Source organism: Mycobacterium sp. SVM_VP21 (assembly GCA_024758765.1).
Taxonomy (GTDB): Bacteria; Actinomycetota; Actinomycetes; order Mycobacteriales; family Mycobacteriaceae; genus Mycobacterium; species Mycobacterium heraklionense_C.
This window is the reverse complement of sequence record CP101406.1, coordinates 3,749,131-3,775,901: the sequence shown is the minus strand read 5'-3', so window position 1 is coordinate 3,775,901 and position 26,771 is coordinate 3,749,131. Positions and strand designations below refer to the sequence as shown.

Genomic DNA, 26,771 nt, shown 5'->3' with positions numbered 1-26,771 from the left:
CGCGCACTCGTCGGGGTGGACCTGGCACAGGACGTCGCGATGACCACGCCGCAGCGGCTCTCCGACCGCTACGAGCTCGGCGAGATCCTCGGCTTCGGTGGGATGTCGGAGGTGCACCGCGCCGTCGACACCCGCCTGCACCGGGAGGTCGCCGTGAAGGTGCTGCGCGCCGACCTGGCCCGTGACCCCAGTTTCTACCTGCGCTTCAGGCGGGAGGCGCAGAACGCCGCTGCCTTGAACCACCCGGCGATCGTCGCCGTCTACGACACCGGTGAAGCCGAGACCCCCGCCGGTCCGCTGCCCTACATCGTGATGGAGCTCGTCGAGGGCGTCACGCTGCGCGACATCGTGCACAACGACGGCCCGATGCCGCCGATCCGCGCCATCGAGGTGATCGCGGACGCCTGCCAAGCACTGAACTTCAGCCACCAGCACGGCATCATCCACCGCGACGTCAAGCCGGCCAACATCATGATCGACATGCACAACGCGGTGAAGGTCATGGACTTCGGCATCGCGCGTGCCGTCGCCGACGCCGGAAACAGCGTCACCCAGACCGCCGCCGTGATCGGCACCGCCCAGTACCTCTCGCCCGAACAAGCTCGCGGCGACACCGTCGACGCCCGCTCCGACGTGTACTCGCTGGGCTGCGTGCTATACGAAATCCTCACCGGTGACCCACCTTTCGTCGGCGACTCGCCGGTGGCGGTGGCCTACCAGCACGTCCGCGAAGACCCGGTGCCCCCGTCTCAGCGGCTCCCGAGCCTGCCCGCCGATCTGGACGCCGTGGTGCTCAAGGCGCTGGCGAAGAATCCGGACAATCGCTACCAGACCGCCGCCGAGATGCGTGCCGATCTGGTGCGGGTCCACAACGGGGAGACGCCCGAAGCGCCCCGGGTGCTCACCGCGGCCGACCGTGCCTCGATCATGACGCCGCGCGCCGGCGACAGTATCGGCGCGCAGACCGACCCGTTGCCCCGCCAGGAACTCGACTTCGGCCACGAGCGGCCGGGCTCGGTGGGCCGCTGGCTGATCGCCGCGATCGTGCTCGCCGTACTGACCGTCATCGTCACGGTGTCGATCAACACGTTCGGCGGCCGCACCCACCAGATCCAGGTTCCCGACGTCAGCGGCCGTGCGTCGGTCGACGCGATCGCCGAACTACAGAACAAGGGCTTCAAGACCCGCACCGAGCAGCGCGCCGACTCCACCGTCCCGCCCGACCATGTGATCGGCACCGACCCGCCCGCCGGCGCCCCGGCAAACAAGGGCGACAAGATCACCGTCGACGTGTCCTACGGGCCGGAGCAGCGCCAGCTTCCCGACGTCGCGACCCTGAGCTACGCCGACGCGGTCAAGAAGCTGACCGCCGCCGGGTTCGGCAAGTTCAAGCAGGTCAACTCGCCGTCCACCCCGGAACTCAAAGACAAGGTCATCGGCACCAACCCGCCGGCGAATCAGACCACGGCGGTCACCAACGAGATCATCATCGTGATCGGCAGTGGCCCGGCCACCAAGCCCGTTCCCGACGTCACCGGCCAGACGCTGGATCTGGCGCAGAAGAACCTGACCGTCTACGGCTTCACCAAGATCACCGAGGTGACGGTGGACAGTCCGCGGCCGGCCGGGGAAGTGATCGCCACCAGCCCGCCCAGTGGTGAGACGGTTCCCGTGGACGCGGTGATCGAGCTGCGGGTGTCGCGGGGCAACCAGTTTGTGATGCCGGATCTGGCCGGCATGTTCTGGACCGACGCCGAACCGCAGCTGCGGGCACTGGGCTGGACCGGGATGCTGGTCAAGGGCGCCGACGTCGATGCCGGCGGGTCCGGGCACAACCGGGTGCTGTACCAGAGCCCGGCGGCCGGCCAGGGTGTGAACACCGACGGCAACATCACGCTGCGCTTCGGCCAGTAATTCGGCGCTAGTGATCGCCTACGGAACCGGGGCGGGCGGGCGCGCGGTCTGCACCGTCGCGGCGATTTCCTGCTCCAACCGGCGCACCAAGGCTTCGAGGTCTTCGGGGTCGCGCGTGTAGCCGCAATAACCCAGCCAGTTGGCCAGCATTCGGTGACCGCCCTCGGTGAGGATGGACTCCGGGTGGAACTGCACCCCGTGGATGGGCAGCTCGGTGTGCCGTACCGCCATGATCACCCCGCCGCGGGTGCGCGCCGTCGCCTCCAGAACAGGGGGCAGCGTCTCAGGCAGGATCGTCAACGAGTGGTAGCGGGTGGCCGTGAACGGATCCGGCAAACCCTTGAGCACGCCTGCATCGGAGTGAAAGACGGTGCTGGTCTTGCCGTGCAGCAGCTCCGGCGCCCGTCCCACGGTGCCGCCGAAGGCCACGCCGATCGCCTGGTGCCCCAGGCAGACCCCCAGCACGGGGATCCCCGCGGCCGCGCACGCACCGACCAGGGCGATCGAGGCGCCGGCACGTTCGGGCGTGCCCGGTCCGGGGCTCAGCAGCACCCCGTCGAAGTCGGCCACCGCAGCGGCCGGGTCGGCGAGGCGGGCGTCGTCGTTACGCCAGACGGCAGCCTGCACACCCAACTGGCCCAGATACTGAACCAGGTTGAACACAAAGCTGTCGTAATTGTCGACGACGAGGATCCGCACGACCAACAGGCTACCGCCGTGTTAATGGCGACGTGGGGATCGGTGTCAGTAGTCGACCGGCCCCGCCGGCACGGCATAGCGCATCCGGGCGACAGCCGGCGTCTCGGCAACCACCAGGTCTGTACCGACCTGCTCGCTGTAGCCCAGGCCGAACCGGATCACGTACTGCTTGTACAGCGTGATCAGGGGATCGGCGGCCAAGGCGGCCTGCATCGCGGCCGGGTCACCGATCGCGGTCACCACATACGGGGGGCTGTAGGTTCGGCCGTCCAAGAGCAGGGTGTTGCCCACGCAGCGCGGCGCCGACGCTGCGGTGATCCGCTGGTCCTGCATCTGCACCGCTTCGGCGCCGGCGCTCCACAATGCGTTGAGCACGGCGGAGATGTCCTGTTGGTGCACCACCAAGTCGTCGGGGGAGGCGTCCCGGGGGAACCGGCCGTTGGCGTCACGCTGGGCATCGGTGAGTGTTACCACCAGGCCCGGCCCGTGCATCGCCTCCAGCCCCGCGGCCTCGGTGAGTTCCTCGCTGCGTTTGTGCATCGCCGACAGGGCAACCCCGGAGCCTCGGCCGTGAACGGAACCCACACCGGCCAACAACACGTCCCGTTGCGCGGTGAGTTCTTCCACCGTGGCCTGGGTCGCGCGGACCAGATCGACCAGCCGGGGGGCGTCGCCGCGCCGGATCTCTTTACCGCCGGAGACCCCGTGCGTGGCCGCCAGCAGTAGGCCGGCCAGTAGGCAGACCAGCGGAACTCCGAGCCGCCACGGGGAGCGGCGGCCGGAAGACGGCAGCCCCCTCTGCTCCATCGGCTCTCCCGTTCTCCACTGGGTTGTCCTGCTGGGCTAATCTCGTACCGACCCATACTCGCAGCTTCACGGCGCACTTTCCCGAGGTACCGATGCCCAAGTCCAAGGTTCGCAAGAAGACCACCAGCTTCACCCCCTCGTCGGTGAGCCGTACCCCGGTCAAGGTCAAAGGCGGCCCCTCGAGCACATGGTTCGTCGCACTGTTCTTGGGGCTGATGCTCCTCGGACTGGTGTGGCTGATGGTGTATCAGCTGGGGGCCACCGGGCTGGACGCCCCCGCGGCGCTCAACTGGATGGCTGAGCTGGGCCCGTGGAACTACGCCATCGCGTTTGCCTTCATGATCACCGGGCTGTTGCTCACCATGCGCTGGCACTGAGCTGCTCAGACGCGGTATTTCGGTTATGACGGGCCGCCGCCGATGCCAGCCAGGCAACCAAGCAATTGCTCAATCACATCGATGTGATTTATCCCCACTGTGGACAACTCCTGTAGATAACTTTGAAACCCGCAGGTCGCTATGACTCAGGGCGGGCATGCACAAACGGAGTGGTCGCCGCCGGCCGGCGGAATCGCTAGTTGCGCAGTTATCGGGGCCGTGTTAGCTATCTGCGCTGTGACGGTCGCCACAGATACGCCCGGACGTGTTCTCGCCGGCATTGCCGGAGTCGGCCTGGTGGTGTTTGCCGGATTGTCCTGGCGGGCTCGGCCCAAGCTTGCGCTGACGTTCGAGGGCCTGGCGGTGCGCGGATGGTGGCGCACCCGAGTGCTGGCCCCGGACAGCCTCACCCGGCTTCGGGTCACGGAGTATCAGCGCATCGGACGCAAGCACCGGCTACTGGAGATCGAGACGCTCGACGACGAGTTGCTGATCTTGTCGCGGTGGGATTTGGGAACCGACCCGCGCGAGGTGTTCAAGGTGCTCTCAGCGGCCGGCTACACCGGCCGCTGACAACAAGCTGCGTGTCGCTGCTTAGGCGACGGTGATCGACTCGATGACGACAGGCTCAGTGGGCCGGTCGGCGCGGTCGGTCGCGGTGGTGGCGATGGCGTCCACGACGGCCTGCGAGTCCGCGTCCACGACCTCACCGAAGATGGTGTGCTTGCGGTTCAGGTGCGGGGTCTGGCCCACGGTGATGAAGAACTGCGAACCGTTGGTGCCGGGACCGGCGTTGGCCATCGCCAACAGGTAGGGCTTGTCGAACACCAGCTCGGGGTGGAACTCGTCCTCGAACTTGTAGCCGGGACCGCCGCGGCCGGTGCCGGTCGGGTCGCCGCCCTGGATCATGAAGCCGTTGATCACCCGGTGGAACACCGCGCCGTCGTAGAACGGGCCCGACGAGCCGCCGGAGGCGTTGGTGGTCGAGTACTCCTTGGTGCCCTGGGACAGACCGACGAAGTTGGCGACGGTCTTGGGGGCGTGGTTGCCGAACAGCGCGATCTTGATGTCGCCGCGGTTGGTGTGCAGCGTGGCAGTTGCGGTGGCAATGGAGCTGGAGGTCATGGCATCACAGTCTGCCATTCGCGGCGTGGTGGGCTGCGTCACGGGTAGCGTTGGGCCATGCGCCTGGCGACCGAGACCCCGCTGACCCACCGAGAGCGACTGACGCGGGGGCTGGCCCATACCGCTGCCGGGCCGGTGGACGTGGCGCGTGGCGCCGTGGGCCTCAGTGGCGACGCCGTGCGCCGCGGGGCGGTGGAATTGCGTCGCCGTTATCGGGAGAGCCAACTGTCCGACCGAGTCGCCGAAGCCGCCGAAGCCGCCGCCCGGGAGTTGGCCGCCGCGCAGGAGGCCGTTGCCGCCTTCCCGGAGCTGTTGGAAGGTAGCGCCCCCCGCCGTCATGTTCACCGGTCCTGGGTGCTGGTGGCGGCCGCCGGTGCGGCGCTGCTGGCGGGCGGGGTGGTTGCGGTGTTGATCCGCCGCTCGAACCGGCCGCAGGAGCCGTCGCCACGCCCACCGAGCGTGGACGCACAGCACAAGATTTAGTACGCCGGGCGACGCTTTCACCGTCGCGTTGTGGAGCCTAGGAGATTCGAACTCCTGACATCTGCCTTGCAAAGGCAGCGCTCTACCAACTGAGCTAAGGCCCCTGGTGGGACTCGTGGGCCTAGGAGGACTCGAACCTCCGACCTCTTCGTTATCAGCGAAGCGCTCTAACCGCCTGAGCTATAGGCCCGTAGTCGTCTGCGACCGAGCGAGATTACCGCACTGGGTGCCCGCTCACCAAAATGCCTTGAACGCCCGGCCCGTCAGTCCCGGTCGGCCAGGGTTACCTCCACGCCGCCGACCACATCGGTGCTGAGGTTGTAGATCACCACGCCCAGGGTGGACATGGCGGTCAGCACCACGACATTCACCAGCCCGATCAAGGCGGCGCCGCCGAAAATCGAACCGGCCGAAACCAGTTCGGCGGCACTGTTGTTGGTCAACAGGTCACCCACGTTGCTGTTCAGCTTGCTCCACACGCCCATCGCGCCCAAAGCGACATACAGCACGGCCACCGCCATCATCCAGACGAAGAACAGCGCCGTCGACAGCAGCAACGACACCTTGAGCGCGCTCCAGGGATCGATCCGGCGAATCTGCATGCTGGCGCGCAGCGGCCCGCGCGTGCCGGCCGATACCTGCGGGCGGCGGGCCGGAGACCGCCGCTGCGGCGGCTCCGACAGATCCGGCAGCTCGCTGGCGTAGGCGTCGTCGGGCTGGGCGGGCTTCACCGGTGGCGCGACCTTGGCGGCCGGCTTGGCCGGTTGAGGTGCCGGCTTGGCGGGCTTGGCCGCAGCCGGGGGCTTGGCCGGGGCCGGCGGCGGCGCGCCGGGCGCGGGAGGCGCTGTCGGGGCAGCCGTACCGGACACGAACCGGCGTATCCGCTCGTCAACGCCGGGGGAGTGCGCGCCGGCGTCTGCCGGCCGGGCCGGGGCCGGCGGGCGGGCCTGGCCGCCGCGTTGCCACGGCGGGGCTTCCCCGGTCTCGGTGATCCGTCCGGGACGGCCCGCGGGCCGCTGACTCGGGTCGGCCGGACCGTTTCCGGCCGGTTCCGCCTTGCCCCCGTTGCCCGGGTGCCCCGGCTCGTTCGGTGCGCTCACCCACGACTCCTTACCTGCGTATCCCCACCGCGCCGCGGCCGGGTCTGACGTCGGATTTAGCTACCCGCGTCTTCGTCGGCCGCCTCTTCGTCTGCGTTCCGCGCAATCGCTATCAGTGTGTCGCCATCGCCCAAGTTCATCAACCGAACGCCCTTGGTCTGCCGTCCGGCCTTACGAACCTGCCGTGCCGCGGTGCGAATCACGCCGCCGCCGGAGGTGATCGCGTAGAGCTCGCTCTCGTCGTCGACGATCAGCGCCCCGACCAGCCGGCCTCGGCGTTTGTCGTACTGGACGGTCAGAATGCCCTTACCACCACGACCCTGCGTGGTGTACTCCTCGATCGCGGTCCGCTTGGCATACCCACCGGAGGTGGCCACCAGCAGGTAGGTGCCCTCGCGGACCACATTGAGCGACAGCAGGTAGTCCTCGGCGTTGAACCGCATACCCTGCACCCCGGAGGTGGCCCGGCCCATCGGCCGCAACGCCTCGTCGGTCGCCGAGAACCGGATGGACTGTCCGAGGGCCGACACCAGCAACAGGTCGTCCTCGGCGGAACACAGCATCGCGCCCACCAACTCGTCCCCATCGCGCAGGTTGATCGCCACGATGCCGCCGGAGCGGTTCGAGTCGAAGTCGGTCAGCTTGGACTTCTTGACCAGTCCGTTGCGGGTGGCCAACACCAGATACGGCGCGTCCTCGTAGCCCTTGATCTGGATGACCTGAGCGATGCGCTCTTCGGGCTGGAAGGCCAGCAAGTTCGCCACGTGCTGCCCGCGTGCGGTGCGCAACGCCTCCGGCAGGTCGTAGGCCTTGGCTCGGTACACCCGGCCCTGCGTGGTGAAGAACAGGATCCAGTCGTGCGTCGAGCAGACGAAGAAGTGGGCGACGATGTCGTCCTGCTTGAGGCCCGCGCCCTGTACGCCCTTGCCGCCCCGCTTCTGGCTGCGGTACAGATCGGTCTTGGTGCGCTTGGCGTAGCCGGTCTCGGTGATGGTGACGACGACGTCCTCGCGGGCGATCAGGTCCTCGTCGGCGACGTCACCGTCGGCGGCGATGATCCGGGTCCGCCGGTCGTCGCCGTGCTTCTCGACGAGCTCAGCCAGCTCGTCGTGCACGATCGCGCGCTGCCGTTCCGGCTTGTCCAGGATGTCCTTCAGGTCGGCGATCTCCGCCTCGATCTTGGCCAATTCATCGATGATCTTCTGGCGTTCCAACGCGGCCAGCCGGCGCAGCTGCATGTCCAAAATCGCTTGCGCCTGAATGTCATCGATGTCGAGCAGCTCGATCAGACCCTGGCGAGCGATGTCGACGGTCTGCGATGCCCGGATCAGGGCGATCACCTCGTCGAGCGCATCGAGCGCCTTGACCAGACCGCGCAGGATGTGGGCGCGCTCCTCCGCCTTACGGAGCCGGTAGCGGGTACGCCGAACAATGACATCCAGCTGGTGCGCCACGTAGTAGCGGATCATCTGATCCAGCCGCAGGGTGCGCGGCACCCCGTCGACGATCGAGAGCATGTTGGCGCCGAAGCTGGTCTGCAGCTGGGTGTGCTTGTAGAGGTTGTTCAGCACTACCTTGGCCACCGCGTCGCGCTTGATCTCGACGACGATGCGCAGTCCCACTCGGTCGCTGCTCTGGTCTTCAATGTTGGCGATTCCCACCAACTTTCCGTCGCGCACCTGCTCGGCGATCGACGTGATGAAGTTGTCGTGGTTGACCTGGTACGGCAGCTCGGTGATTACCAGCAGGGCCCGCCCGCGCGAGTCCTCCTCGATCTCAACGACACCGCGCATCCGGATGGAACCCCGCCCGGTTCGGTAGGCGTCATTGATGCCTTGGGAGCCGACGATCAGTCCGGAGGTGGGGAAGTCCGGGCCCTTGACCCGTTCCATCACCGCTTCCAGGGTGGTCTCTTCATCGGCCTCGTGGTTGTCGAGGCACCAGAACACCGCTTCGGCGAGCTCGCGCAGGTTGTGCGGCGGGATGTTGGTCGCCATACCGACCGCGATACCGCCGGAACCGTTGGCCAGTAGGTTCGGGAACCGGCTGGGCAGCACCGTCGGCTCCTGCACCCGGCCGTCGTAGTTCGGAACGAAATCGACTGTTTCCTCGTCGATTTCGCGCAGCATCTCCATGGCCAGCGGAGTCAGGCGGGCCTCGGTGTAACGCATGGCGGCGGCGGGGTCGTTGCCGGGCGAACCGAAGTTGCCCTGGCCGTCGACCAACGGGTAGCGCAGCGACCACGGCTGGGCCATCCGGACCAGGGTGTCGTAGATCGAGGCGTCGCCGTGCGGGTGGTAGTTGCCCATCGTTTCGGCAACCGACCGTGCCGACTTCGCGTGGCTGCGGTCGGGCCGGAATCCGGAGTCATACATCGCGTAGAGCACGCGGCGGTGTACCGGCTTGAGGCCGTCACGCACTTCGGGAAGGGCACGGCCCACGATCACGCTCATGGCGTAGTCGATGTAGCTGCGCTGCATCTCCTGCTGGATGTCGACCGGTTCGATCCGGTCCACCGAGTCGTCTCCGGGTGGCAGCGTGGTGTCTGTCATCTATTCCTCGTTCAGTCAGCAGTCAGTTAGATGTCGCTAAACGTCGCGAACTATCTCTAAACATCCAGGAAGCGAACGTCTTTCGCGTTACGCGTGATGAAGCTGCGGCGGGCCTCGACGTCCTCGCCCATCAGGATCGAGAACAGCTCGTCCGCCGCGGCGGCGTCATCGAGCGTGATCTGGCGGAGCACCCGCACGCTCGGGTCCATCGTGGTCTCCCACAGCTCCTTGGCGTCCATCTCGCCGAGACCCTTGTATCGCTGGATGCCGTCGTCCATGTTGATCTTCTTGCCGGCGGCCTTGCCGGCTTCGAGCAGACCGTCACGTTCGCGGTCGGAGTAGGCGAACTCGGCTTCGTTTCCGCGCTGCCACTTGAGCTTGTACAGCGGAGGCTGTGCCAAGAACACGTGGCCGTGCTCCACCAGCGGCCGCATGAAACGGAACAACAGGGTCAGCAGCAGGGTGGAGATGTGCTGGCCGTCGACGTCGGCGTCGGCCATCAGCACGATCTTGTGATAGCGCAGCTTGGAGATGTCGAACTCGTCGTGAATGCCGGTGCCCAGGGCGGTGATGATCGCCTGGACCTCGTTGTTCTTCAAGACGCGGTCGATGCGGGCCTTTTCGACGTTGATGATCTTGCCGCGCAGCGGCAGGATCGCCTGGAACATCGAGTCGCGGCCGCTCTTGGCCGAGCCGCCGGCTGAGTCACCCTCCACCACATACAGTTCGGACTTACTCGGGTCATTCGAGCGGCAGTCGGCAAGCTTTCCGGGCAGGCCGCCCAGATCCGTTGCGCTCTTGCGCCGCACTAACTCTCGCGCCTTGCGGGCAGCCATCCGGGCCTGTGCCGAGGAGACCGCCTTGTTGATGATGGTCTTAGCTTCAGCGGGGTTGGCCTCGAACCAATGGCCGAGTTGTTCGTTGCAGACCTTTTGCACAAACGACTTGACCTCGGTGTTGCCCAGCTTGGTCTTGGTCTGACCCTCGAACTGCGGCTGCGACACCTTCACCGAGATGACCGCGGCCAAGCCCTCGCGGATGTCGTCGCCGGTGAGGTTGGGGTCCTTGTCCTTGAGCAGCTTCTTGTCTTTGGCGTATTTGTTGACGACGCTGGTCAACGCCGACCGGAAGCCCTCTTCGTGGGTGCCACCCTCGGCGGTGTTGATGGTGTTGGCGAAGGTGTGCACCGACTCCGAGTAACCACCGTTCCACTGCAGCGCGATCTCGACTTCGTGTCCGGTGCCCTTGCCGTCGAAGTCGACGATGGTCGGGTGGATCGCGGTCTTGCTGCGGTTGATGTGCGCAACGAAATCACGCAGGCCGCCCGGGTAACAGAAGACACGATGCTTGACCTTGTGCGGGGCAACGGCCTCGGCTGCCTGTTCCTCGGCGGACTTGGGTGCTTCGGCGGTGTCGCTGACCACCTCGTCGACGACCTCTTCGACCCGCACGCGCTCGTCGGTCAGGTCGATCGTCAGGCCCTTGTTGAGGAATGCCATCTCCTGCAGGCGGCGTGCGACGGTCTCGAAGTCGTAGGTAGTGGTTTCGAAGATGTCCGGATCCGCCCAGAACCGGATGGTGGTGCCGGTCTTCTTGCTCTTCTCGCCCTTGCGCAGGGTTCCCGGAACCGACTTGTCGTAGGTCTGGAACCACTCGTAACCATCACGGAAGATGTCGGCTTCCAGGCGGGTCGACAGTGCGTTGACCACCGAGACGCCGACGCCGTGCAGGCCACCGGAGACGCTGTAGGCGCCTTCCTCGAACTTTCCGCCGGCATGCAGCACGGTCATGACGACGTCCACGGTCGGTACACCGGTGGCGTGCATGGCCACCGGGATGCCTCGGCCGTCATCGGTGACTTCGACGCCACCGTCTTCAAGGATGCGGACGGTCACCTTTGAGGCGAATCCGGCCATGGCCTCGTCGACGGCGTTGTCGACAACCTCCCAGATCAGGTGGTGTAGGCCGCGTTCACCGGTGGAGCCGATGTACATACCGGGTCTTTTTCGAACTGCTTCGAGGCCTTCGAGAACCTTGATCGAATCGGCACCATATTTGTTTTGGGCAGCCACGGTCGGGGAGCTCTCCTCAGGTTCGCAAGTCAGCATTCGACGCATCACGTGAGTGCATGCGCGGGATACTGAGCAAGTCTACCTTGGGGTCCCGACGGCGAGTATTTTCTTCGGGTGTTTCTGCCTAGCTGATTGCGCCGTGGCGTCGATATCGCGGTTTACCTCGTGTCCGGCCGCTGGCCGGAGCGATTTTTTTGCTCGTAGCGCCACACAGCCGCCAGATTCCGGTGGCGGCTCAACCGTAGGTGTCGCGCGGGCCCCGACCGGAGACGTGTAGCGGCCCTTTGCGCCAGGACGGGGCCGTAGGCCCGGTTATCTTCAGCGTCTTGACCACACCGTCACCGACGGCGGCGGCGATTTTGGCCAGCAATTGGGCCTGGACCAGGCGCAACTGCGTCGCCCAGGCCGTCGATTCGGCCGCGACGCTAAGCACCCCTTCGGAAAGCCGGGTTGGAGTTGCGTGCGAGGCGATGTCGTCACCGACGACTGAGCGCCACTGACCCAACACCGTGCCCTCGGCCACCTGGGCGGACCAACCCCGGGATTGCGCAAGATCGCGAGTTGCCGCGCCCAGGCTCTGGGGATCCCGGCGATCCGGTCCCGGCCCCGACCAGCTGCGCCGACCACCACCGGTACCCGGGGTACGGCGACGCAGCGGCGCCCGGCGTCCCTGCCCGACATCTTTGCCCTGGCTGCGGGCCGCTTCGCGGGCTTCGGCCAGCGTCCGGCGGACAAGATCCATGCCGGTCAGCCCGGCCAAGTGCGCGGGCGGCTGCGGCGCCGGCTCGTCTTGCGGCTCGCCGACGTCGGTCACGAAGCACCGCCGATCAATTCCGACACCCGGCCCTCGTCGCCTTCCGTGACGGCGATGCGAATCTGGCGGGCCTCCCAGTCCGCGGGAATGTCGTCAGCGACCGCGGCGGTGATCAGGACCTGCTCTGCGGATGCGGCCACGCCGGCCAGGGCGCGGCGCCGGGCAGCGTCCAATTCGGCGAACACGTCGTCGAGTAACAGCACCGGCTCGGCGCCTTCACTGCGGAGTAGTTCGTAGGAAGCCAGCCGCAAGGCCAAGGCCATCGACCATGACTCACCATGGCTGGCAAAGCCTTTCACCGGTCGGTCGCCTAGTCGCAACTCCAGTTCGTCGCGATGTGGACCGACCAGGCACACACCGCGCTCTAGTTCCGCACTGCGGCGGCGCGCCAACTCCGCGAGCAGAGCTTCTTGCAGTTCGACCGCGCACTGGTTCTCGGCACCGACGGGGATCTCGAGTTTCGGCCGATAGGCCACGGCTGCGGTTCTGGTGCCGGGTGCCAGCAGTTGATAGGCCTTTTCGACTTCCGGGGCCAACTGGTTGACCAGATCGATTCGGGCGGCCATCAACTCCGCACCGTGCAGCGCCAATTGGGAATCCCACACGTCGAGGGTGTCCAGCACCGCTCGATCACCGCGGTGCAGTGCGCCCGGGGCACTTTTGAGCAGCGCGGTGCGCTGTCGTAGCACGTGAGCGTAATCGGCGCGCACCCCGGCGATCCGCGGACGGCGCACGCTGGCCAATTCGTCGAGGTAACGGCGGCGCTCGCCGGGATCCCCGCGCACCAGCGCCAGGTCTTCGGGGGCGAACAACACCGCGCGCAGCACCCCGACGACTTCGCGGGCGTGCCGCACCGGCGCGCGGTTGAGCCGCACCTTGTTGGCCCGACCTACGGCGATCTCCAGATCGACAGCGAGTTCGCGGCCCTCGTTCACCACGATTGTCGACACCACGGCGCGGGTGGCACCCGATCGAATCAGTGGCGCGTCCGTGGCCACCCGGTGGGATGCCAAAGTGGACGAATACCACAGTGCTTCAACAAGGTTGGTCTTGCCAAAGCCGTTCGGTCCGACCAGCACCGTCGCGCCCGGTTCCAGTTCCAGATCGACGTGCGCCCAGGACCGGAAATCCCGCAGGCCCACGTGGCGGACATACACCGAGAACCCAACCCCTCCCGTCGTCGCTGTCCGCGCTGATTAGCCGGGCAGGCGAACCGGCATCAACAGGTAGACGTAATCCGACGGCACCGCGGGGAACGGACCATCACCGATCAGCGCGGGATCTTCCGCACTGGCCGGGCGCAGCACCGCCGGCTTCTTCGGATCCGTGAAACCCATCGACACCTTCTCGCTGTGCAGCGATCCCAACCCGTCCGTGAGGTAGGTCGGGTTGAACGCGATGGTCAACGGTTCACCGACGAAGTCGATCGGCAGATCTTCCTCGGCACGACCGACGTCTTCCGCCCCGGCCGACAGTCGCAGGGTGCCCTCCGACAACTCCATGCGCACCTGGGCGCCCCGATCGGCCACCAATGCCACACGCTTGATCGCCTCGGTGAGCTCAGCGACACCGATGGTGGCGACAGCAAGATGCTCGCTGGGCAGCAGCTGCCGGAATTTCGGGAACTCGGCATCCAACAGTCGAGTGGTGCTGCGCTTGCCCGCGCTGGTAATACCCAGCAGGCCCTCGTTGCCGACCGAAGCGCCGGCGCCCAGAGCCAGATGCACCTCGTTGCCATCGCTGCTGGCCTTGGCCGCTTCGGCAAGGGTCTTCGCCGGGACCAAGACCGCCGCTTCGGTACCTGGTGCGGCAGACCAACTCAACTCTCGAACGGCCAGTCGGAAACGGTCGGTGGCGGCCAAAACCACTGTGTTGCCAGAGATTTCGACGCGTATACCGGTCAACATGGGCAGCGTGTCGTCGCGGCCGGCGGCCACGGCTACCTGGCTGATGGCCTCGGCGAACACATCTGAGGACAGCACGCCGGTTTCGTCGGGCAGCGTCGGCAGGGTGGGGTAGTCCTCGACCGTCATGGTCGGCAGCGAGAATCGTGCATTCCCACAGGTCAAGGAGACCCGGGTGGACTCGACCTGGACTTCGACCGGCTTGGCCGGCAGCGCCCTGGTGATATCCGAGAGCAGTCGACCCGATACCAAAACACTTCCAGGAGAAGCGATCTCAGCTGCAAGCTGAACTTCGGCGGAGACTTCGTAATCGAATCCGGACACGGTCAGACCGTTGTCGGAACCCGTCAGCAGCACACCGGCCAACAGTGGCACCGTAGGCCGGGCCGGCAGGGACTTCGCCACCCACGCCACCGCGTCAGCGAAGTCATCCCGGTCCAGGCGGAACTTCAAGTCGGTCAGACCCGCGTTCGTGGTCGCCGCGTCCATAACGTCCTCTCGTCACCCCGATATCGAGCTCTACCCTGCGGCGACTGGTGAACACCCCCACCCGCGGCCGTGTAACGCCCCACGCCGAAGTGTAAGAGCGGTCGGTCACCAACCGTAGAGCCTGGACGGCCTTCTTGAAAGTTAAACCTCGACACCGGGCGGCTCAGCATGGCCTTGGCCGCGGACGCGGCGGGCCGGTTGTGAACAGGCCGGGTTGACCCGAATCCCCAACGACCTGTTTTTAAAGAGAATCGAGGGATAACTCCCAGTATTAGTAGTAAGTCCTGTGGATGCTGGGCACAGCGTGGCATCGTCGCTGCTGAGCGGGGGCACGGCGTTGGGGAACAGCAGTGAATGACACGCCCGGGCCGGCCGACACGGCTGTGTATGAAGCAGCCGGTGTGGATCGACTGATGGTTCGTTATCGGATCGTGGACAGGTTGTCCGCAGCGGTATCCACAGGGCTTGACCGTGACGGGTGGTACGAGTGGGTCCAAAGTTTTTCGTAAGAACGCGGACTACAAAGCCGGGAATCAGCGCTTGGCGCGCTGCCGGATCCGGGTGGTGAGCTCTTTGACTTGATCGAAGACCTCACGACGCTCGGCCATCTCCCCGCGGATCTTGCGCTCGGCGTACATCACCGTGGTGTGGTCGCGGCCGAATGCCTGGCCGATCTTGGGCAGTGACAGATCGGTCAGCTCCCGGCACAGATACATGGCGATCTGGCGGGACTGCGCCAGCGGGCGGGTCTTGCCGGGCCCGCGTAATTCCTCGACGGAGGTGTCGAAGTATTCGGCGATGACAGCCATGATGATCGCGGCGCTGATCTGCATGGTGCTGGCGTCGGCGATTAGGTCACGCAGCACAATCTCGGCCAACGCTCGGTCGATCGGGGTTTTGTTGAGCGAGGCGAATGCGGTGACGCGGATCAGCGCACCCTCGAGTTCGCGGATGTTGCGTTCGATGCTGGTGGCGATGAGTTCGAGCACGTCGCCGGGGACGTCGAGACGATCCATCTGCGCCTTCTTGCGCAAAATGGCGATCCGGGTCTCCAGGTCCGGCGGCTGGACATCGGTGATCAAGCCCCACTCGAAACGGGTGCGCAGCCGATCTTCAAGGGTGGCAAGCTGTTTCGGTGCCCGGTCGGATGTGATCACGATCTGCTTGTTGGCGTTGTGCAGCGTGTTGAAGGTATGGAAGAACTCTTCCTGGATACCTTCTTTGCCCTCGATGAATTGGATGTCATCGACCAGTAGGACATCGATATCGCGGTAGCTGCGCTTGAACGCCACCTTGCGGTCGTCGCGAAGAGAGTTGATGAAGTCGTTGGTGAACTCTTCGGTGGAGACGTACTTGACACGCATCCCGGGGAAGAGCCGCTGGGTGTAGTTGCCGGCCGCGTGCAACAGGTGAGTCTTACCCAGACCGGATTCACCCCAGATGAACAGGGGGTTGTAAGCGCGGGCCGGTGCTTCGGCGATGGCCAGTGCGGCGGCGTGGGCGAACCGGTTGGAAGTGCCAATGACGAAGGTGTCGAAGGTGTAGCGCCGGTTGAGGCTCGCGCCGTCGGCGGTAGGCGAGTCCTCACTGGGCCGTTCGGTGAAGTAGTTGGGCCAGTCGTATTCGACGTCGGTGGTGTCGTCGTCTTCTTCGTCGGGGCGCACCTCTACAGCGTTGTCGGTGCTGGACGTGCTGGGTTGGTCCTCAACGGGTTGCGGCGAGATCCGAACCCCGAGTTCGATGGCGTGACCGAGGCGTCGGCTGAGTGCATCAGTGATCTGGGTCCGCAGATGCCGTTCTATCTCGTTTTGGACGAAGCTGCTCGGAACGGCCAGCAGCGCGAAGCCCTCGACGATGGCCAGCGGGTGGACCAGCTTCAGCCAGGCCTTCTGCTGGGGAGTCAAAGTTGGCGCCGCGCCGTTGGTTGGCGGGGATTCACCGTTGAGTTCGGCGACTACCTCGTCCCAGAGACTGAGGAACGCAGTGCCGGGGTCCTCACTCACAGCCCCATCCCCCTGGTTCGACGCCGTCTGGCCTGGCACCGCGGTGCCAGGATGCCGTACAGGGACATGCTATCCACACACTTATCCACAGGTGTGGATGAGGTGCGCATTCCGCGGTGAGGCCCTCTGGGCCGGTTGCTCAGCAACGGATACTCCAGACAAAAGACGCTATATCTGAAGCGCCAGCCGCTTCGTGATCTTCGGTTCGTGGTCGAGAACCGCTCCGGTTCCGAAACGGCGCTGGCAAGCAAGTTAACAGGTTTCCGCGTAGACGACTACTCATTTCACCGAGATGAATCGAATGAAAACGAAGGTCGTTAGAGCAATCGATACGGGTGTGACCAGTGTGAATACTGGGTCGATATCGGAGGCCGGCGAGCATGGTGCAGTACGGCAACGACACCGGGGTTTGACCCGGCGAACGTGCATCAGTACCCTCGAACAGTCGCCCGAACGCTGGCGATACGGCAGCGACCGGCCTCAAGGCCGGAGCCCGCGCCGGTTACGAGCAAGACGCAGAAGTTCACCGAGCTTACCGAGTGCGTCGCGTGCGACAGGCACAACGGGCTTCCGGTGTGTCGGGCTTACGCGACGCAAGATGCAATAAGGAGAGTGTGCCGTGGCCAAGGGCAAGCGGACCTTCCAGCCCAACAACCGTCGTCGGGCCCGCGTGCACGGGTTCCGGCTGCGGATGCGTACCCGTGCCGGCCGTGCCATCGTCACCGCCCGGCGCAACAAGGGCCGTCGCTCGCTGACCGCCTGAGCACAGGCAGCTCGGCGGTGCTCCCGGCTCAATACCGGATGAGACGATCGGCCGACTTCGGTGCAACGGTCAAGCATGGCCGAAGGGCAGTGCAGCCGGACGTCATCCTGTACGACCGAGTCATAGACGACCGACGGACGGATCCGTCCGAGGAGTCGGCGGTGGAGGACGCGGCGGCGATTCCGCCGCGCGTTGGTCTGATCATCGCCAAGTCGGTCGGTAATGCGGTCGACCGGCATCGTGTGGCTCGGCGATTGCGCCACGTGGCCCGCGAAGTGTTGGCCGACTTGGAGCCGCGAGAGCAGCTGGTGATTCGGGCACTGCCCGGCAGTAGCGGTGCGACCTCGGAACAACTCGTCACCCAGTTGCGGACAGGCTTGCGGTCGATCCGCCGAGCCGCGAGGGCGGTGCGATGATGCACGCGGCCGCGGCAGTACCGGTACGCGGATTGATCTTCGTCATCGAGCTCTACCGGAATCTGATCTCGCCACTGCGCCTGCCCAGCTGTCGCTTCATGCCGACCTGCAGCCAGTACGCGGTTGACGCACTCACTGAATACGGGTTGATTCGGGGCAGCTGGTTGGCAACGGTACGGCTGGCTAAGTGCGGGCCGTGGCACCAAGGCGGATGGGACCCGATTCCCGAACGGACCCAGGGGGCTGCTGACTGCGGCTGCCCGTCCGAGAACAACTCGGACAATCGAGCGGAGGGTGAATACCGTGTCCTTTGATCCGGGCAGCCTGGACTACGTGTACTATCCGGTGTCGGGCATTATGTGGTTGTGGTACAAGGCTTTTGGCCTTCTGCTGGGACCCGCGAGCTTCTTCACCTGGGCGCTGTCGGTGGTGTTCCTGGTGTTCACGCTGCGGGCGCTGCTGTACAAGCCGTTCGTCAAGCAGATCCGGACCACCCGGCAGATGCAGGAGCTGCAGCCGCAGATCAAGGCGTTGCAGAAGAAGTACGGCAAGGACCGCCAGAAAATGGCGTTGGAGATGCAAAAGCTCCAGCGTGAGCACGGCTTCAATCCGATCCTGGGATGTCTGCCGATGCTCGCGCAGGTCCCGGTCTTCCTGGGGCTGTTCCATGTGCTTCGGTCCTTTAACCGGACCAGCACCGGGATCGGTCAGCTTGGGCTGTCGCCCGATCTGAACCGGCAGCTGGGCAACTACTTCTTCAGTGCGGCCGACGTCGGAAACTTCCTAGACGCGAATCTGTTCGGTGCCCCGCTGGGCGCGACCATGATCCAACGCACCGGACTGGACGCCTTCACCGAGTTCAACCGGCTGTCGGTGATCGCGGTTGGGGTGCCGATCATGATCGCGGCCGGTATCGCGACGTACTTCAACAGCCGGGCTTCGGTAGCGCGGCAGAGCCCAGAAGCAGCGGCCAACCCGCAGACCGCGATGATGAACAAGCTGGCGCTCTACGTCTTCCCGCTGGGTGTGGTGGTCGGTGGGCCTTTCCTGCCGCTGGCGATCATCCTGTACTGGTTCTCCAACAACATCTGGACGTTCGGGCAGCAGCACTACGTGTTCGGTCTGATCGCCAAGGAGGAAGAGGCGAAGAAGGAGGAGGCGCTGCGGCGCCGCGCGGCCAATGCGCCGGCCCCCGGGGCTAAGCCCAAGCGGGGTAGCCGGGCGGCCACGACCGATGCGGCCGTCGAAGCCGATGCTGCTGTCGAGGAGTCGGGCGCGATCGAGGCGGAGGCTGGCGATTCCGGGAACTCAGAAGCCGCCAAGCGAAGCCCGAATCGACCAGCTGCCCGTGGCGGCCGGCCGGGTGCCGGGGCTAAGCCGAAGAAACGTAAGCGGTGACGTACCGCGACAAGCCAACCGGCGCGCGAGCCGCCGGGCACGGAGGGAGACGACATGACTGACACGACCGACATGAACGACGCTGGGACCACCGAGCGCGAGGCGACGGGGGAGGCCCAGGAGGGCCAAGCCGCGCCCGCGGTGGACCTGGAAGACCGACTGGTTGCCGAAGGCGAGATCGCCGGCGACTACTTGGAGGAGTTGCTCGACCTGCTGGACTTTGACGGGGATATCGACCTCGATGTCGAAGGCCGCCGCGCAGTGGTGAGCATCGACGGCGGTGCGGACCTGACCAAGCTGGTCGGCCGCAAGGGTGAAGTGCTCGATGCACTGCAGGAGCTGACCCGCTTGGCGGTGCACCAGAAGACGGGCGAGCGCAGCCGGCTGATGCTCGACATCGCGGGTTGGCGCCGCCGGCGTCGCGACGACTTGACCGCCCTGGGCGACGAGGTGGCCCGGCGCGTGCTGGAAAGCGGTGCCGACGAGGAACTGGCCCCGATGAGCCCGTTCGAACGTAAGATCGTCCACGATGCGGTGGCCGCCGTCGCCGGCGTGCACAGCGAGAGCCAGGGCGTCGAGCCGTCGCGCCGCGTAGTGGTACGGCGGGACTGACAAGACTCAGGGCAGGGAATCACAGCAATGTGATTCCCTGCCCGCGGTCCATTCCCGGGAAGCCGGAGGAATGTTTCACGTGAAACATGTCGAGGGAGCACCGGCACCCGAGCCGCCGCCGGAGGCGGCAGAAGTCTTCGGCGACCGCCTTTCCATCGCCCGCCGCTATGCGGCCTTGTTGGCCGGACCCGGTGTAGAGCGCGGACTGATCGGCCCCCGGGAAGTCGAACGGCTCTGGGAGCGCCACCTGCTCAACTGCGCGGCAGTCGGCGAGCTGCTGGAGCCCGGGGAGCGGGTAGCAGACATTGGAAGCGGCGCCGGCCTGCCGGGGATACCGGTGGCGATTGTGCGCCCGGACGTATCGATGATCCTCGTCGAACCTCTGCTGCGGCGCAGCGAGTTCTTGCACGAGGCGGTCGCGGAATTGGGCCTCGCCGGCGTGGAAGTGGTGCGCGGCCGCGCCGAGGATCCCGCGGTGCGCGATTCGGCCGGCGACTGCGATGTCGTCACGTCGCGGGCCGTCGCAAGCCTGGACAAGATCGGCCGGTGGAGCCTGCCGCTGCTACGAAAGGGCGGTCGGATGCTGGCGATGAAGGGGGAGCGGGCACAGGCCGAGGTTGATGAACACCGCGGCACGCTGGCCAGACTAGGCGCCAACGACGTAAGGGTGGTGAGATGTGGCGTGAACTATTTAACCCCGCCCGCGACCGTAGTGCTGGCACTGCGGGGAGACCCCGAAGCGAGGCGCGCACGGGGTCGGATGCCGGGCAGCCCGGCGCGACGGTCGAGCAGGAGGTAGGCATGAGTAGAGCAGTCCCCCCGGGCGTCACGCCGTCGCCGGCCGCGAAGCCCGCGGGCTCCGCCGAAGCTGTTTCACGTGAAACATCGTCCGGCTCGGTTTCACGTGAAACATCGCCGGACTTTGTCGACACCCCGATCGGAGCGGCGGCCGAACGCGCCATGCAAGTGCTGCACACAAATAATCGACTGCCCCGTCCAAAGCGCCGGCGTGTGTTCACCGTGGCCAATCAGAAAGGCGGGGTCGGCAAAACCACCACAGCGGTCAACCTCGCCGCGGCCCTCGCGGTACAGGGGATCAAGACCCTGGTGATAGATCTCGACCCGCAGGGCAACGCGAGCACCGCGTTGGGTATCGCCGACCGCAAATCGGGGACCCCGTCGTCATACGAAGTGTTGATCGGGGCGATGCCGGTGACCGAAGCCCTGCAGCAGAGCCCGCACAACGAGCGGCTGTACTGCATCCCCGCCACCATCGATCTGGCCGGCGCCGAGATCGAATTGGTGAGCATGGTGGCGCGAGAGAACCGGCTGCGCAATGCGCTGGCCGATTTGGACAGCTTCGACTTCGACTATGTCTTCATCGACTGCCCGCCTTCACTCGGACTCCTGACGGTCAATGCGTTGGTTGCGGCGCCGGAGGTGCTGATCCCGATCCAATGCGAGTACTACGCCCTGGAGGGCGTGTCCCAGTTGATGCGCAACATCGAGATGGTCAAGGCGCATCTCAACCCGCGGTTGGATGTCACCACCGTGTTGCTGACGATGTATGACGGGCGCACCAAACTGGCGGACCAAGTCGCCGATGAGGTCCGGCGCTACTTCGGCGACCGGGTGCTGCGCACGGTGATTCCGCGCAGCGTCAAGGTGTCCGAAGCGCCGGGCTACAGCATGACGATCATCGACTACGACCCGGGCTCGCGTGGGGCGATGAGCTACCTGGATGCCAGCCGGGAGCTTGTCGAGCGGGACCTGGCCGACGGCGGGGGACAGCAGTGACCGCCGGCGTACGACGACCCGGAGAAGAACAGGAGCGCCACAGATGACCGGACCGTCGCGTAAAAAGGGCGGCTTGGGCCGCGGCTTGGCGTCGCTGATCCCGACCGGACCCGGTGAGGGGAACGAGGGTCAGGGCGACCGCGGCGCCGGCCTGGGCCCGCGTATGGGCGATGCTGCCGCCGATGTCGTTCTCGGCGGACTGGGTGCCTCCGCCCCGGCGGCCACCCCCGACGTGGGCGCGGTGTACCGGGAGATCCGGCCGGCCGACATCGACCCGAATCCGCGCCAGCCCCGGCAGGTTTTCGACGACGAGGCGCTGGCCGAGCTGGTGCATTCGATCCGGGAATTCGGGCTCATGCAGCCCATCGTGGTGCGGGCCGTGCCTGGCTCCTCGCGATACCAGTTGGTCATGGGGGAGCGGCGTTGGCGGGCTTCCCAGCAAGCCGGTCTGGAGACCATCCCAGCGATCGTTCGGGAGACCGAGGACGACAACCTGCTGCGCGATGCGCTGCTGGAGAACATCCACCGGGTACAGCTGAACCCATTGGAAGAGGCGGCCGCCTACCAGCAATTGCTTGACGAGTTTGGGGTGACCCACGACGAACTGGCCACGCGGATCGGTCGCTCTCGCCCGTTGGTGACCAACATGATCCGGCTGCTGCGCCTGCCGATTGCCGTGCAGCGCAGGGTTGCCGCCGGCGTGTTGTCGGCCGGCCACGCCCGCGCCCTGCTGTCGCTGGAGGCCGGATCTGAGGCCCAGGAGGAACTTGCCGCGCGGATCGTGGCGGAGGGGCTGTCGGTGCGTGCCACCGAGGAAGCCGTCACCCTGGCCAACCGAGGGGGCACCCCAACACCGGTCGCGCCGCGGCGCAAGCCGATCCAGATGCCCGGTCTGCAGGACGTCGCCGAGCGGTTGTCGACCACTTTCGATACCCGCGTGACGGTCAGCCTCGGCAAGCGCAAGGGCAAGATCGTGGTCGAGTTCGGCTCCGTCGACGATTTGCAACGCATTGTCGCGATGATGGACTCGACAACCTCCTGAGGCGTTGTTCGCCCAGGTCCAGGGCCACATGGCCGTTACGTCACTGTGACGGTATGGTGGCGCCGGTCCGGCGAGGGTACTGAAACATGTTGATTAACAGCAGCTTTCATTTTTTGGAGGGGTCGACCCACCGAATGGTGCCGCGGGTGGCATCCGGCGGCTCGACACTCCTATTCTTAAGGGGCCGTCGTCGGCGGCAGCACGGGTTGAGACCGGGAGTCCAGTGTCTGTCCGAATCGCACCCCTGAAGCTCGAGGGCTTCGAGCAGCTTCCCAAGCACGCGCGCCGCTGTGTCTTCTGGGAAGTCGATCCAGCCACCCTCGGTCGCGACGATCACCTCTCGGACCCGGAGTTCGAGAAGGAAGCCTGGCTGTCGATGGTGATGCTGGAGTGGGGGACCTGCGGCCAGGTCGCCACACCGTCGGCCGCCGCGCGAGCAGTCGGGGATCCGCAGTGCCTCGGCTACGTGCTCTACGCACCACCGCGCGCCGTGCCGCGGGCACACCGGTTTCCCACCGGGCCGGTCTCGGCCGACGCTGTGCTGCTGACTTCGATCGGCGTCGATCCGGCTCCGATGGCCGACGGTCTGCCACGGGAACTGATCTCCCGGGTAGTCGAGGAGTTGATGCGGCGCGGCGTCCGCGCACTCGAGGCCTTCGGCCGCACGGCGGCAGTCTCCGAACTACTCGATATGGGCACCGCCCCGCCCGATGTCGCACCGGTGTTGGAGGCGGTCGGTGACTGCTCGGTCGAGCACTGCATCATCGCGGCAGACTTCTTGACCGACGTCGGGTTCACCGTGGTGGCGCCGCATCGGTACTTCCCGCGGCTGCGCCTGGAACTCGACAAGGGCCTGGGGTGGAAGGCGGAGGTGGAGGCTGCGCTGGAGCGCCTGCTGGAAAGCTCGCGGTTGGAGCAACCGATCGGGGTGGGCGCCCCCGCGGCGTCCGGTTCGGCGACGGAGCCTCGCTGAACCGCGGTGTTCGTGCGGCGGTCCCAGCTTCGGCTCTCCTGCGTCGTGCCTCGCTGAACCGCCGGGGGTCAGGAACCGCCGAGCTGGCCGGTCCGCTCGACCGACAGCTCGTGGGCCAGCAATTCGGCGAAGGTGAAGGTTCCTGTGGGCCGGTCGTTTTTGCCGAGCAGATAGAGCCGTTTGACCGCGGCGAGCATTCCTTCGGCGATGGCGTCACGATTAGCGGGAGAAGCAAGCATCCCGCGATCACGCGGGCTGGTGATGTACCCGACGTCGACTTCGACGGTGGGCATGCGGGTCAGGCGCAGCAGGTCCCAGGTCCGGCCGTGGGCCCGGCAGTCCTGTAATCCGGTGCGGGCCACGATCTCTCGCTGAATGAAGTCGGCGAGGTTGCGGCCGATGGTGGACACCGAGCCATGCGAGTTGCCGAAGTGGAAGGACGCCACACCATTGGCCGCCGGGCTGACGTGGGTGGCGCAGCGCAGGCTGATCATCAGGTCGGCGCCCACCGCGTTGGCGGTCGCGGCGCGTTCGGCGTCCGACGGGTTGCGGCCGCTGGGACGGGACAGGAAGGTGTCCATCCCGATGGCCGTCATCCGGCCTTCCAAACGACTTGCCAAGTCCCACAAGATATCTGCTTCACTGATCGGTCCCGACGGAGTCTGGATGATCAGCCCGTGGTCACGACCCCCACGGCCCGGGTCGATGACGATACGCTTGCCGGACAGCCGGGGTCCGGACCGCCGCACCAGTTCCTCCTCGCGGATCGCGTGCGGCGAACCGCCGGTGACCCGTGAGGCCAGGAAGTTCAAGGAGCGCAACGTTTCCGGCCCGCAGATACCGTCGGCGTACAAACCGTACTCGCGCTGATAGGACATCAACGCGTTGTGCGTCTGGATGCCGAAATAGCCGTCGACCAGACCGGTGTAGAAGCCCAGATCCTGCAGGCGCGCCTGCAGGGTGGCGACATCGTCGCCGTACATCGGTGCCCCGAACTGGTGGTTGAGAATGCGGGCGCCCAGTCGGTAGGACGCCTCCTTGAGCGCACGGTAGGTGGCCTCGCCGATCACGCCGTCGACGAGCAGGCCACGTTGCTGCTGAAAGGCCCGCACCGCTTGATCCAGGGCTTCGTCGAAAACGTCCAGGGCGACGTGTTTGCCGGTGCTCAGATCCGCGTCGGGGCTGTCCACCAGCCCCAGCGCTGCCAGCGCTGCTCGGATCTCCACCACGGCACCGCTGCGGTCGCCACGACGCAGGCCCTGCTCGGTGCCGCGATGCCGACCCGACATTACTGAGCCCCTCCGGTTGTCGCTGTTGGCAGTGGAACCGTGCTGGTGGTTGCCAGCAGATTAGCCAGAATTGTCTCAGATCCCCGGCCAATTTTCGAAAACGGCAAGGCAACAAACGGCACCTGAGAGCCGAGGCTCACAAGCGCACCGGACAGTGCCCGGCACCGCTAGGTCGCGTCGGCGAGCTCTCGCAACAGCGCGGCTTTGCCCTTGGCTCCCACGATCCGCTTCACCGGCTGACCGTCCTTGAACAGGATCAAGGTGGGGATCGAGACCACGTTGAAGTCCCGCGCGGTGTCCGGGTTGGCGTCCACGTCGAGCTTGGCGACGGTGAGCTGGTCAGCCTGCTCGGCGGCGATCTCCTCCAGGACCGGGGCCACCATCTTGCAGGGGCCGCACCAGGTCGCCCAGAAGTCCACCAGCACGGGCTTGCTGCTGGCCAGTACGTCGGCGGCGAAGGTGGCGTCGGAGACGTTCACCGTGGCGTGGTCGTTCGTGCGGTTGTCGGTCACTGTGGTGCTCCCATCAAGGTTTCGGTACCGCTGTCGTGGGCTTCGGCTGTATCGGCCGCGTCTTCGGATTCTGCCAGCCAGCGTTCGGCGTCGATGGCGGCCGCGCAGCCGGTACCGGCCGCGGTGATCGCCTGCCGGTAGGTGCGGTCCACCAGGTCGCCGGCCGCGAACACCCCCTCCAAGGAGGTGCGTGAACCCGGCTGCTGGACCAGCACGTAGCCGTCGGGGTCCAGGTCGACGGCGCCACGCACCAGTGCCGAGCGGGGGTCGTGGCCGATCGCGACGAACACGCCGGTCACCGGCAGGGTGGTTTCCGCGCCGGTCTCGGTGTCGCGCACCCGCAGGCCGGTCACGGTCGCCTCACCCTCCACGGCCACCGGGACGCTGTTGGTGAGGAAACGGATCTTGTCGTTCTCGCGGGCCCGGTTGAGCATGATCTTCGAGGCGCGGAACTCCTCGCGGCGGTGCACCAGCGTCACGCTGCGGGCGAAGCGGGTCAAGAAGGTGGCCTCTTCCATCGCGGAGTCGCCGCCGCCGATCACGGCGATGTCCTGGTCGCGGAAGAAGAACCCGTCGCAGGTGGCACACGAGCTCACCCCGCGGCCGAGCAGTTCCTGCTCACCGGGGATGTTCAGGTAGCGGGCGGCAGCGCCCATGGCCAAGATGACCGCGCGGGCCTGGTGCGTCTCGCCGTCGGCGGTGACGACGGTCTTGACCGGCCCATCCAGATCCACCGATTCGATGTCCTCCATGCGCAGGTCAGCGCCGAAGCGCAGCGCCTGCTCGCGCATCTCGTCCATCAGCTCCGGGCCCATGATGCCGTTGCGGAAGCCGGGGAAGTTCTCCACCTCGGTGGTGGTCATCAGCGCACCACCGAAGGCGGTTCCCTCGAAGACCAGCGGGGCCAGTTGTGCCCGGGCGGCGTAGATCGCGGCGGTATACCCGGCCGGGCCGGAGCCGATGATGATCACATCGTGGGTGGATGGTGTCTCAGACATCGAGGGCCTTTCCGCGGGGATCTGATTACTGGGGCTAGCAACGTCAGCGTAGGCGGCGATGTTCCCCAGTTCGCTACTGCCGGGTCCTGCCGGCGTCTAGGGGCGCCGGACGGTGGTGTCGGCCAGCAGTCCGGTGTCCGCGGAACTGCAGTGCGGAGCCACCGCCAAAGCGATGATCGTGCCCTCTGGTGTGCCCGGCAACAGCAGCACCACGCCGGGGTGACCGTTGACGGTGACCTCGCGGGCCCCCAGCACGTGTGTCGAGGCGGGGTAACCGAGTCCGGCCAGGCAGCCGGTCCGGCGTGCTGGGTCGGTCAGCGGGCCGAAATCGGGGCGACGGTCCAAGAGCTCGAGGATCTCCGGCTCGGACAGCGGCAACACCGCCGTGGGCGCGGAGGCCACCGTTATGGCGTCCAGGGAGCGCGGGCCGCTGGGGGTGTCGCCGGGGAACCGGATCAGCGCGGCGGTGCCGACCCCGATCGCTATCAGTGCTGCGGCGCCTCCGGCCCAGGCGGCGATCCGGCGCAACGGGGGCAGGGGCCGGCTCGAGTGCGCCGGCGGCCCGGTGCGGGTCCGGGACTGTTCGTCGTTCTCATCGATTGGCATGCTGCCGCTTCCGCTCGCTCTGGTGT

At 66.3% G+C, this 26,771-nt stretch carries 27 protein-coding genes and 2 tRNA genes; 13 read left to right on the top strand and 16 right to left on the bottom strand.

Annotation, left to right across the window (positions count from 1 at the left end):
* Positions 1-39: 39 nt before the first annotated feature.
* A complete protein-coding gene (gene pknB / locus NM962_17585; GenBank protein UVO14806.1) occupies positions 40-1,914 on the top strand; it encodes a Stk1 family PASTA domain-containing Ser/Thr kinase in 1,875 nt (624 codons plus the stop codon).
* A gap of 18 nt (positions 1,915-1,932) precedes the next feature.
* Here pknB and NM962_17580 read toward each other — a convergent pair whose 3' ends face one another.
* On the bottom strand, positions 1,933-2,613 hold the full coding sequence (locus NM962_17580) for an aminodeoxychorismate/anthranilate synthase component II (GenBank protein UVO11727.1): 681 nt from the start codon (positions 2,611-2,613) through the stop codon (positions 1,933-1,935).
* 45 nt (positions 2,614-2,658) lie between these two features.
* On the bottom strand, positions 2,659-3,420 hold the full coding sequence (locus tag NM962_17575; GenBank protein ID UVO11726.1) for a DUF881 domain-containing protein: 762 nt from the start codon (positions 3,418-3,420) through the stop codon (positions 2,659-2,661).
* Positions 3,421-3,512: 92 nt separating this feature from the next.
* On the opposite strand from NM962_17575, the gene crgA reads away from it, so the two are divergent.
* Together crgA and NM962_17565 are read left to right on the top strand one after the other, a co-directional pair.
* On the top strand, positions 3,513-3,797 hold the full coding sequence (crgA, locus tag NM962_17570) for a cell division protein CrgA (protein ID UVO11725.1): 285 nt from the start codon (positions 3,513-3,515) through the stop codon (positions 3,795-3,797).
* Between the two features lie 141 nt (positions 3,798-3,938).
* Positions 3,939-4,370, top strand: a complete 432-nt coding sequence (locus tag NM962_17565) for a PH domain-containing protein (protein UVO11724.1) — start codon at positions 3,939-3,941, stop codon at positions 4,368-4,370.
* A gap of 21 nt (positions 4,371-4,391) precedes the next feature.
* Here the strand turns inward: NM962_17565 and NM962_17560 are convergent, their stop codons facing one another.
* Positions 4,392-4,922: a peptidylprolyl isomerase gene (locus tag NM962_17560; protein UVO11723.1), complete on the bottom strand. Its 531-nt coding sequence runs from the start codon at positions 4,920-4,922 to the stop codon at positions 4,392-4,394.
* A gap of 57 nt (positions 4,923-4,979) precedes the next feature.
* Between NM962_17560 and cwsA the strand changes: the two genes are divergently transcribed.
* On the top strand, positions 4,980-5,405 hold the full coding sequence (gene cwsA / locus NM962_17555) for a cell wall synthesis protein CwsA (GenBank protein ID UVO11722.1): 426 nt from the start codon (positions 4,980-4,982) through the stop codon (positions 5,403-5,405).
* Positions 5,406-5,436: 31 nt separating this feature from the next.
* Here cwsA and NM962_17550 read toward each other — a convergent pair.
* The 9 genes from NM962_17550 to dnaA all read right to left on the bottom strand — a co-directional run bounded on the left by NM962_17550 (position 5,437) and on the right by dnaA (position 16,339).
* A tRNA-Ala gene (locus NM962_17550) sits at positions 5,437-5,509 on the bottom strand.
* Between the two features lie 12 nt (positions 5,510-5,521).
* A tRNA-Ile gene (locus NM962_17545) sits at positions 5,522-5,595 on the bottom strand.
* A gap of 73 nt (positions 5,596-5,668) precedes the next feature.
* Entirely contained in the window at positions 5,669-6,505 is an 837-nt protein-coding gene (locus tag NM962_17540; protein ID UVO11721.1) for a DUF3566 domain-containing protein, read from the bottom strand.
* Between the two features lie 56 nt (positions 6,506-6,561).
* Positions 6,562-9,057, bottom strand: a complete 2,496-nt coding sequence (gyrA, locus tag NM962_17535) for a DNA gyrase subunit A (protein ID UVO11720.1) — start codon at positions 9,055-9,057, stop codon at positions 6,562-6,564.
* A gap of 56 nt (positions 9,058-9,113) precedes the next feature.
* Positions 9,114-11,165, bottom strand: a complete 2,052-nt coding sequence (gyrB, locus tag NM962_17530) for a DNA topoisomerase (ATP-hydrolyzing) subunit B (protein UVO14805.1) — start codon at positions 11,163-11,165, stop codon at positions 9,114-9,116.
* 199 nt (positions 11,166-11,364) lie between these two features.
* A complete protein-coding gene (locus NM962_17525; protein ID UVO14804.1) occupies positions 11,365-11,871 on the bottom strand; it encodes a DUF721 family protein in 507 nt (168 codons plus the stop codon).
* 68 nt (positions 11,872-11,939) lie between these two features.
* Positions 11,940-13,100 carry a DNA replication/repair protein RecF gene (gene recF / locus NM962_17520; GenBank protein UVO11719.1) on the bottom strand — a complete coding sequence of 387 codons (1,161 nt, stop codon included), beginning with the start codon at positions 13,098-13,100 and terminating at the stop codon, positions 11,940-11,942.
* A gap of 39 nt (positions 13,101-13,139) precedes the next feature.
* The gene (gene dnaN / locus NM962_17515) at positions 13,140-14,336 is read right to left on the bottom strand and encodes a DNA polymerase III subunit beta (GenBank protein UVO11718.1); all 1,197 of its coding nucleotides are present in this window, start codon (positions 14,334-14,336) and stop codon (positions 13,140-13,142) included.
* A gap of 533 nt (positions 14,337-14,869) precedes the next feature.
* Positions 14,870-16,339: a chromosomal replication initiator protein DnaA gene (gene dnaA / locus NM962_17510; GenBank protein UVO11717.1), complete on the bottom strand. Its 1,470-nt coding sequence runs from the start codon at positions 16,337-16,339 to the stop codon at positions 14,870-14,872.
* Positions 16,340-16,958: 619 nt separating this feature from the next.
* On the opposite strand from dnaA, the gene rpmH reads away from it, so the two are divergent.
* The 9 genes from rpmH to NM962_17465 all read left to right on the top strand — a co-directional run bounded on the left by rpmH (position 16,959) and on the right by NM962_17465 (position 23,340).
* Positions 16,959-17,102, top strand: coding sequence for a 50S ribosomal protein L34 (gene rpmH / locus NM962_17505; protein ID UVO11716.1), 144 nt, complete (start codon positions 16,959-16,961; stop codon positions 17,100-17,102).
* Positions 17,103-17,119: 17 nt separating this feature from the next.
* Entirely contained in the window at positions 17,120-17,518 is a 399-nt protein-coding gene (gene rnpA / locus NM962_17500; protein ID UVO11715.1) for a ribonuclease P protein component, read from the top strand.
* Positions 17,515-17,832 carry a membrane protein insertion efficiency factor YidD gene (yidD, locus tag NM962_17495; GenBank protein ID UVO11714.1) on the top strand — a complete coding sequence of 106 codons (318 nt, stop codon included), beginning with the start codon at positions 17,515-17,517 and terminating at the stop codon, positions 17,830-17,832. The genes rnpA and yidD overlap by 4 nt, the downstream gene beginning before the upstream one ends.
* A 43-nt stretch (positions 17,833-17,875) precedes the next feature.
* The gene (gene yidC, locus NM962_17490) at positions 17,876-18,916 is read left to right on the top strand and encodes a membrane protein insertase YidC (protein ID UVO14803.1); all 1,041 of its coding nucleotides are present in this window, start codon (positions 17,876-17,878) and stop codon (positions 18,914-18,916) included.
* A 54-nt stretch (positions 18,917-18,970) separates the two neighbouring features.
* Positions 18,971-19,528 carry a single-stranded DNA-binding protein gene (locus NM962_17485; protein UVO11713.1) on the top strand — a complete coding sequence of 186 codons (558 nt, stop codon included), beginning with the start codon at positions 18,971-18,973 and terminating at the stop codon, positions 19,526-19,528.
* Between the two features lie 70 nt (positions 19,529-19,598).
* Positions 19,599-20,327, top strand: coding sequence for a 16S rRNA (guanine(527)-N(7))-methyltransferase RsmG (gene rsmG, locus NM962_17480; protein UVO11712.1), 729 nt, complete (start codon positions 19,599-19,601; stop codon positions 20,325-20,327).
* 2 nt (positions 20,328-20,329) lie between these two features.
* Positions 20,330-21,325 (top strand): ParA family protein, encoded by a 996-nt coding sequence (locus NM962_17475; protein ID UVO11711.1) that lies wholly within the window; start codon positions 20,330-20,332, stop codon positions 21,323-21,325.
* A gap of 43 nt (positions 21,326-21,368) precedes the next feature.
* Positions 21,369-22,367 carry a ParB/RepB/Spo0J family partition protein gene (locus NM962_17470; GenBank protein UVO11710.1) on the top strand — a complete coding sequence of 333 codons (999 nt, stop codon included), beginning with the start codon at positions 21,369-21,371 and terminating at the stop codon, positions 22,365-22,367.
* Between the two features lie 223 nt (positions 22,368-22,590).
* Positions 22,591-23,340 (top strand): acetyltransferase, encoded by a 750-nt coding sequence (locus NM962_17465; GenBank protein ID UVO11709.1) that lies wholly within the window; start codon positions 22,591-22,593, stop codon positions 23,338-23,340.
* A 68-nt stretch (positions 23,341-23,408) separates the two neighbouring features.
* Here the strand turns inward: NM962_17465 and NM962_17460 are convergent, their stop codons facing one another.
* The 4 genes from NM962_17460 to NM962_17445 all read right to left on the bottom strand — a co-directional run bounded on the left by NM962_17460 (position 23,409) and on the right by NM962_17445 (position 26,745).
* On the bottom strand, positions 23,409-24,629 hold the full coding sequence (locus NM962_17460; GenBank protein UVO11708.1) for an N-acetylmuramoyl-L-alanine amidase: 1,221 nt from the start codon (positions 24,627-24,629) through the stop codon (positions 23,409-23,411).
* Positions 24,630-24,796: 167 nt separating this feature from the next.
* Positions 24,797-25,141 carry a thioredoxin gene (trxA, locus tag NM962_17455; GenBank protein UVO11707.1) on the bottom strand — a complete coding sequence of 115 codons (345 nt, stop codon included), beginning with the start codon at positions 25,139-25,141 and terminating at the stop codon, positions 24,797-24,799.
* The gene (trxB, locus tag NM962_17450) at positions 25,138-26,139 is read right to left on the bottom strand and encodes a thioredoxin-disulfide reductase (protein ID UVO11706.1); all 1,002 of its coding nucleotides are present in this window, start codon (positions 26,137-26,139) and stop codon (positions 25,138-25,140) included. Before trxB ends, trxA begins: the two co-directional genes overlap by 4 nt.
* Before the next feature lie 96 nt (positions 26,140-26,235).
* The gene (locus NM962_17445) at positions 26,236-26,745 is read right to left on the bottom strand and encodes a hypothetical protein (GenBank protein UVO11705.1); all 510 of its coding nucleotides are present in this window, start codon (positions 26,743-26,745) and stop codon (positions 26,236-26,238) included.
* Positions 26,746-26,771: the final 26 nt, after the last annotated feature.

Excerpts from the sequence above, each read along its gene's own strand:
- pknB (UVO14806.1), top strand. The coding sequence starts at position 40 with ATGACCACGCCGCAGCGGCTCTCCGACCGCTACGAGCTCGGCGAGATC.
- NM962_17575 (UVO11726.1), bottom strand. The coding sequence starts at position 3,420 with ATGGAGCAGAGGGGGCTGCCGTCTTCCGGCCGCCGCTCCCCGTGGCGG.
- crgA (UVO11725.1), top strand. The coding sequence starts at position 3,513 with ATGCCCAAGTCCAAGGTTCGCAAGAAGACCACCAGCTTCACCCCCTCG.
- NM962_17565 (UVO11724.1), top strand. The coding sequence starts at position 3,939 with ATGACTCAGGGCGGGCATGCACAAACGGAGTGGTCGCCGCCGGCCGGC.
- NM962_17560 (UVO11723.1), bottom strand. The coding sequence starts at position 4,922 with ATGACCTCCAGCTCCATTGCCACCGCAACTGCCACGCTGCACACCAAC.
- cwsA (UVO11722.1), top strand. The coding sequence starts at position 4,980 with ATGCGCCTGGCGACCGAGACCCCGCTGACCCACCGAGAGCGACTGACG.
- gyrA (UVO11720.1), bottom strand. The coding sequence starts at position 9,057 with ATGACAGACACCACGCTGCCACCCGGAGACGACTCGGTGGACCGGATC.
- gyrB (UVO14805.1), bottom strand. The coding sequence starts at position 11,165 with ATGCTGACTTGCGAACCTGAGGAGAGCTCCCCGACCGTGGCTGCCCAA.
- NM962_17525 (UVO14804.1), bottom strand. The coding sequence starts at position 11,871 with ATGGATCTTGTCCGCCGGACGCTGGCCGAAGCCCGCGAAGCGGCCCGC.
- dnaN (UVO11718.1), bottom strand. The coding sequence starts at position 14,336 with ATGGACGCGGCGACCACGAACGCGGGTCTGACCGACTTGAAGTTCCGC.
- yidD (UVO11714.1), top strand. The coding sequence starts at position 17,515 with ATGATGCACGCGGCCGCGGCAGTACCGGTACGCGGATTGATCTTCGTC.
- yidC (UVO14803.1), top strand. The coding sequence starts at position 17,876 with ATGTGGTTGTGGTACAAGGCTTTTGGCCTTCTGCTGGGACCCGCGAGC.
- NM962_17485 (UVO11713.1), top strand. The coding sequence starts at position 18,971 with ATGACTGACACGACCGACATGAACGACGCTGGGACCACCGAGCGCGAG.
- rsmG (UVO11712.1), top strand. The coding sequence starts at position 19,599 with ATGTTTCACGTGAAACATGTCGAGGGAGCACCGGCACCCGAGCCGCCG.
- NM962_17475 (UVO11711.1), top strand. The coding sequence starts at position 20,330 with ATGAGTAGAGCAGTCCCCCCGGGCGTCACGCCGTCGCCGGCCGCGAAG.
- NM962_17470 (UVO11710.1), top strand. The coding sequence starts at position 21,369 with ATGACCGGACCGTCGCGTAAAAAGGGCGGCTTGGGCCGCGGCTTGGCG.
- NM962_17460 (UVO11708.1), bottom strand. The coding sequence starts at position 24,629 with ATGTCGGGTCGGCATCGCGGCACCGAGCAGGGCCTGCGTCGTGGCGAC.
- trxB (UVO11706.1), bottom strand. The coding sequence starts at position 26,139 with ATGTCTGAGACACCATCCACCCACGATGTGATCATCATCGGCTCCGGC.
- NM962_17445 (UVO11705.1), bottom strand. The coding sequence starts at position 26,745 with ATGCCAATCGATGAGAACGACGAACAGTCCCGGACCCGCACCGGGCCG.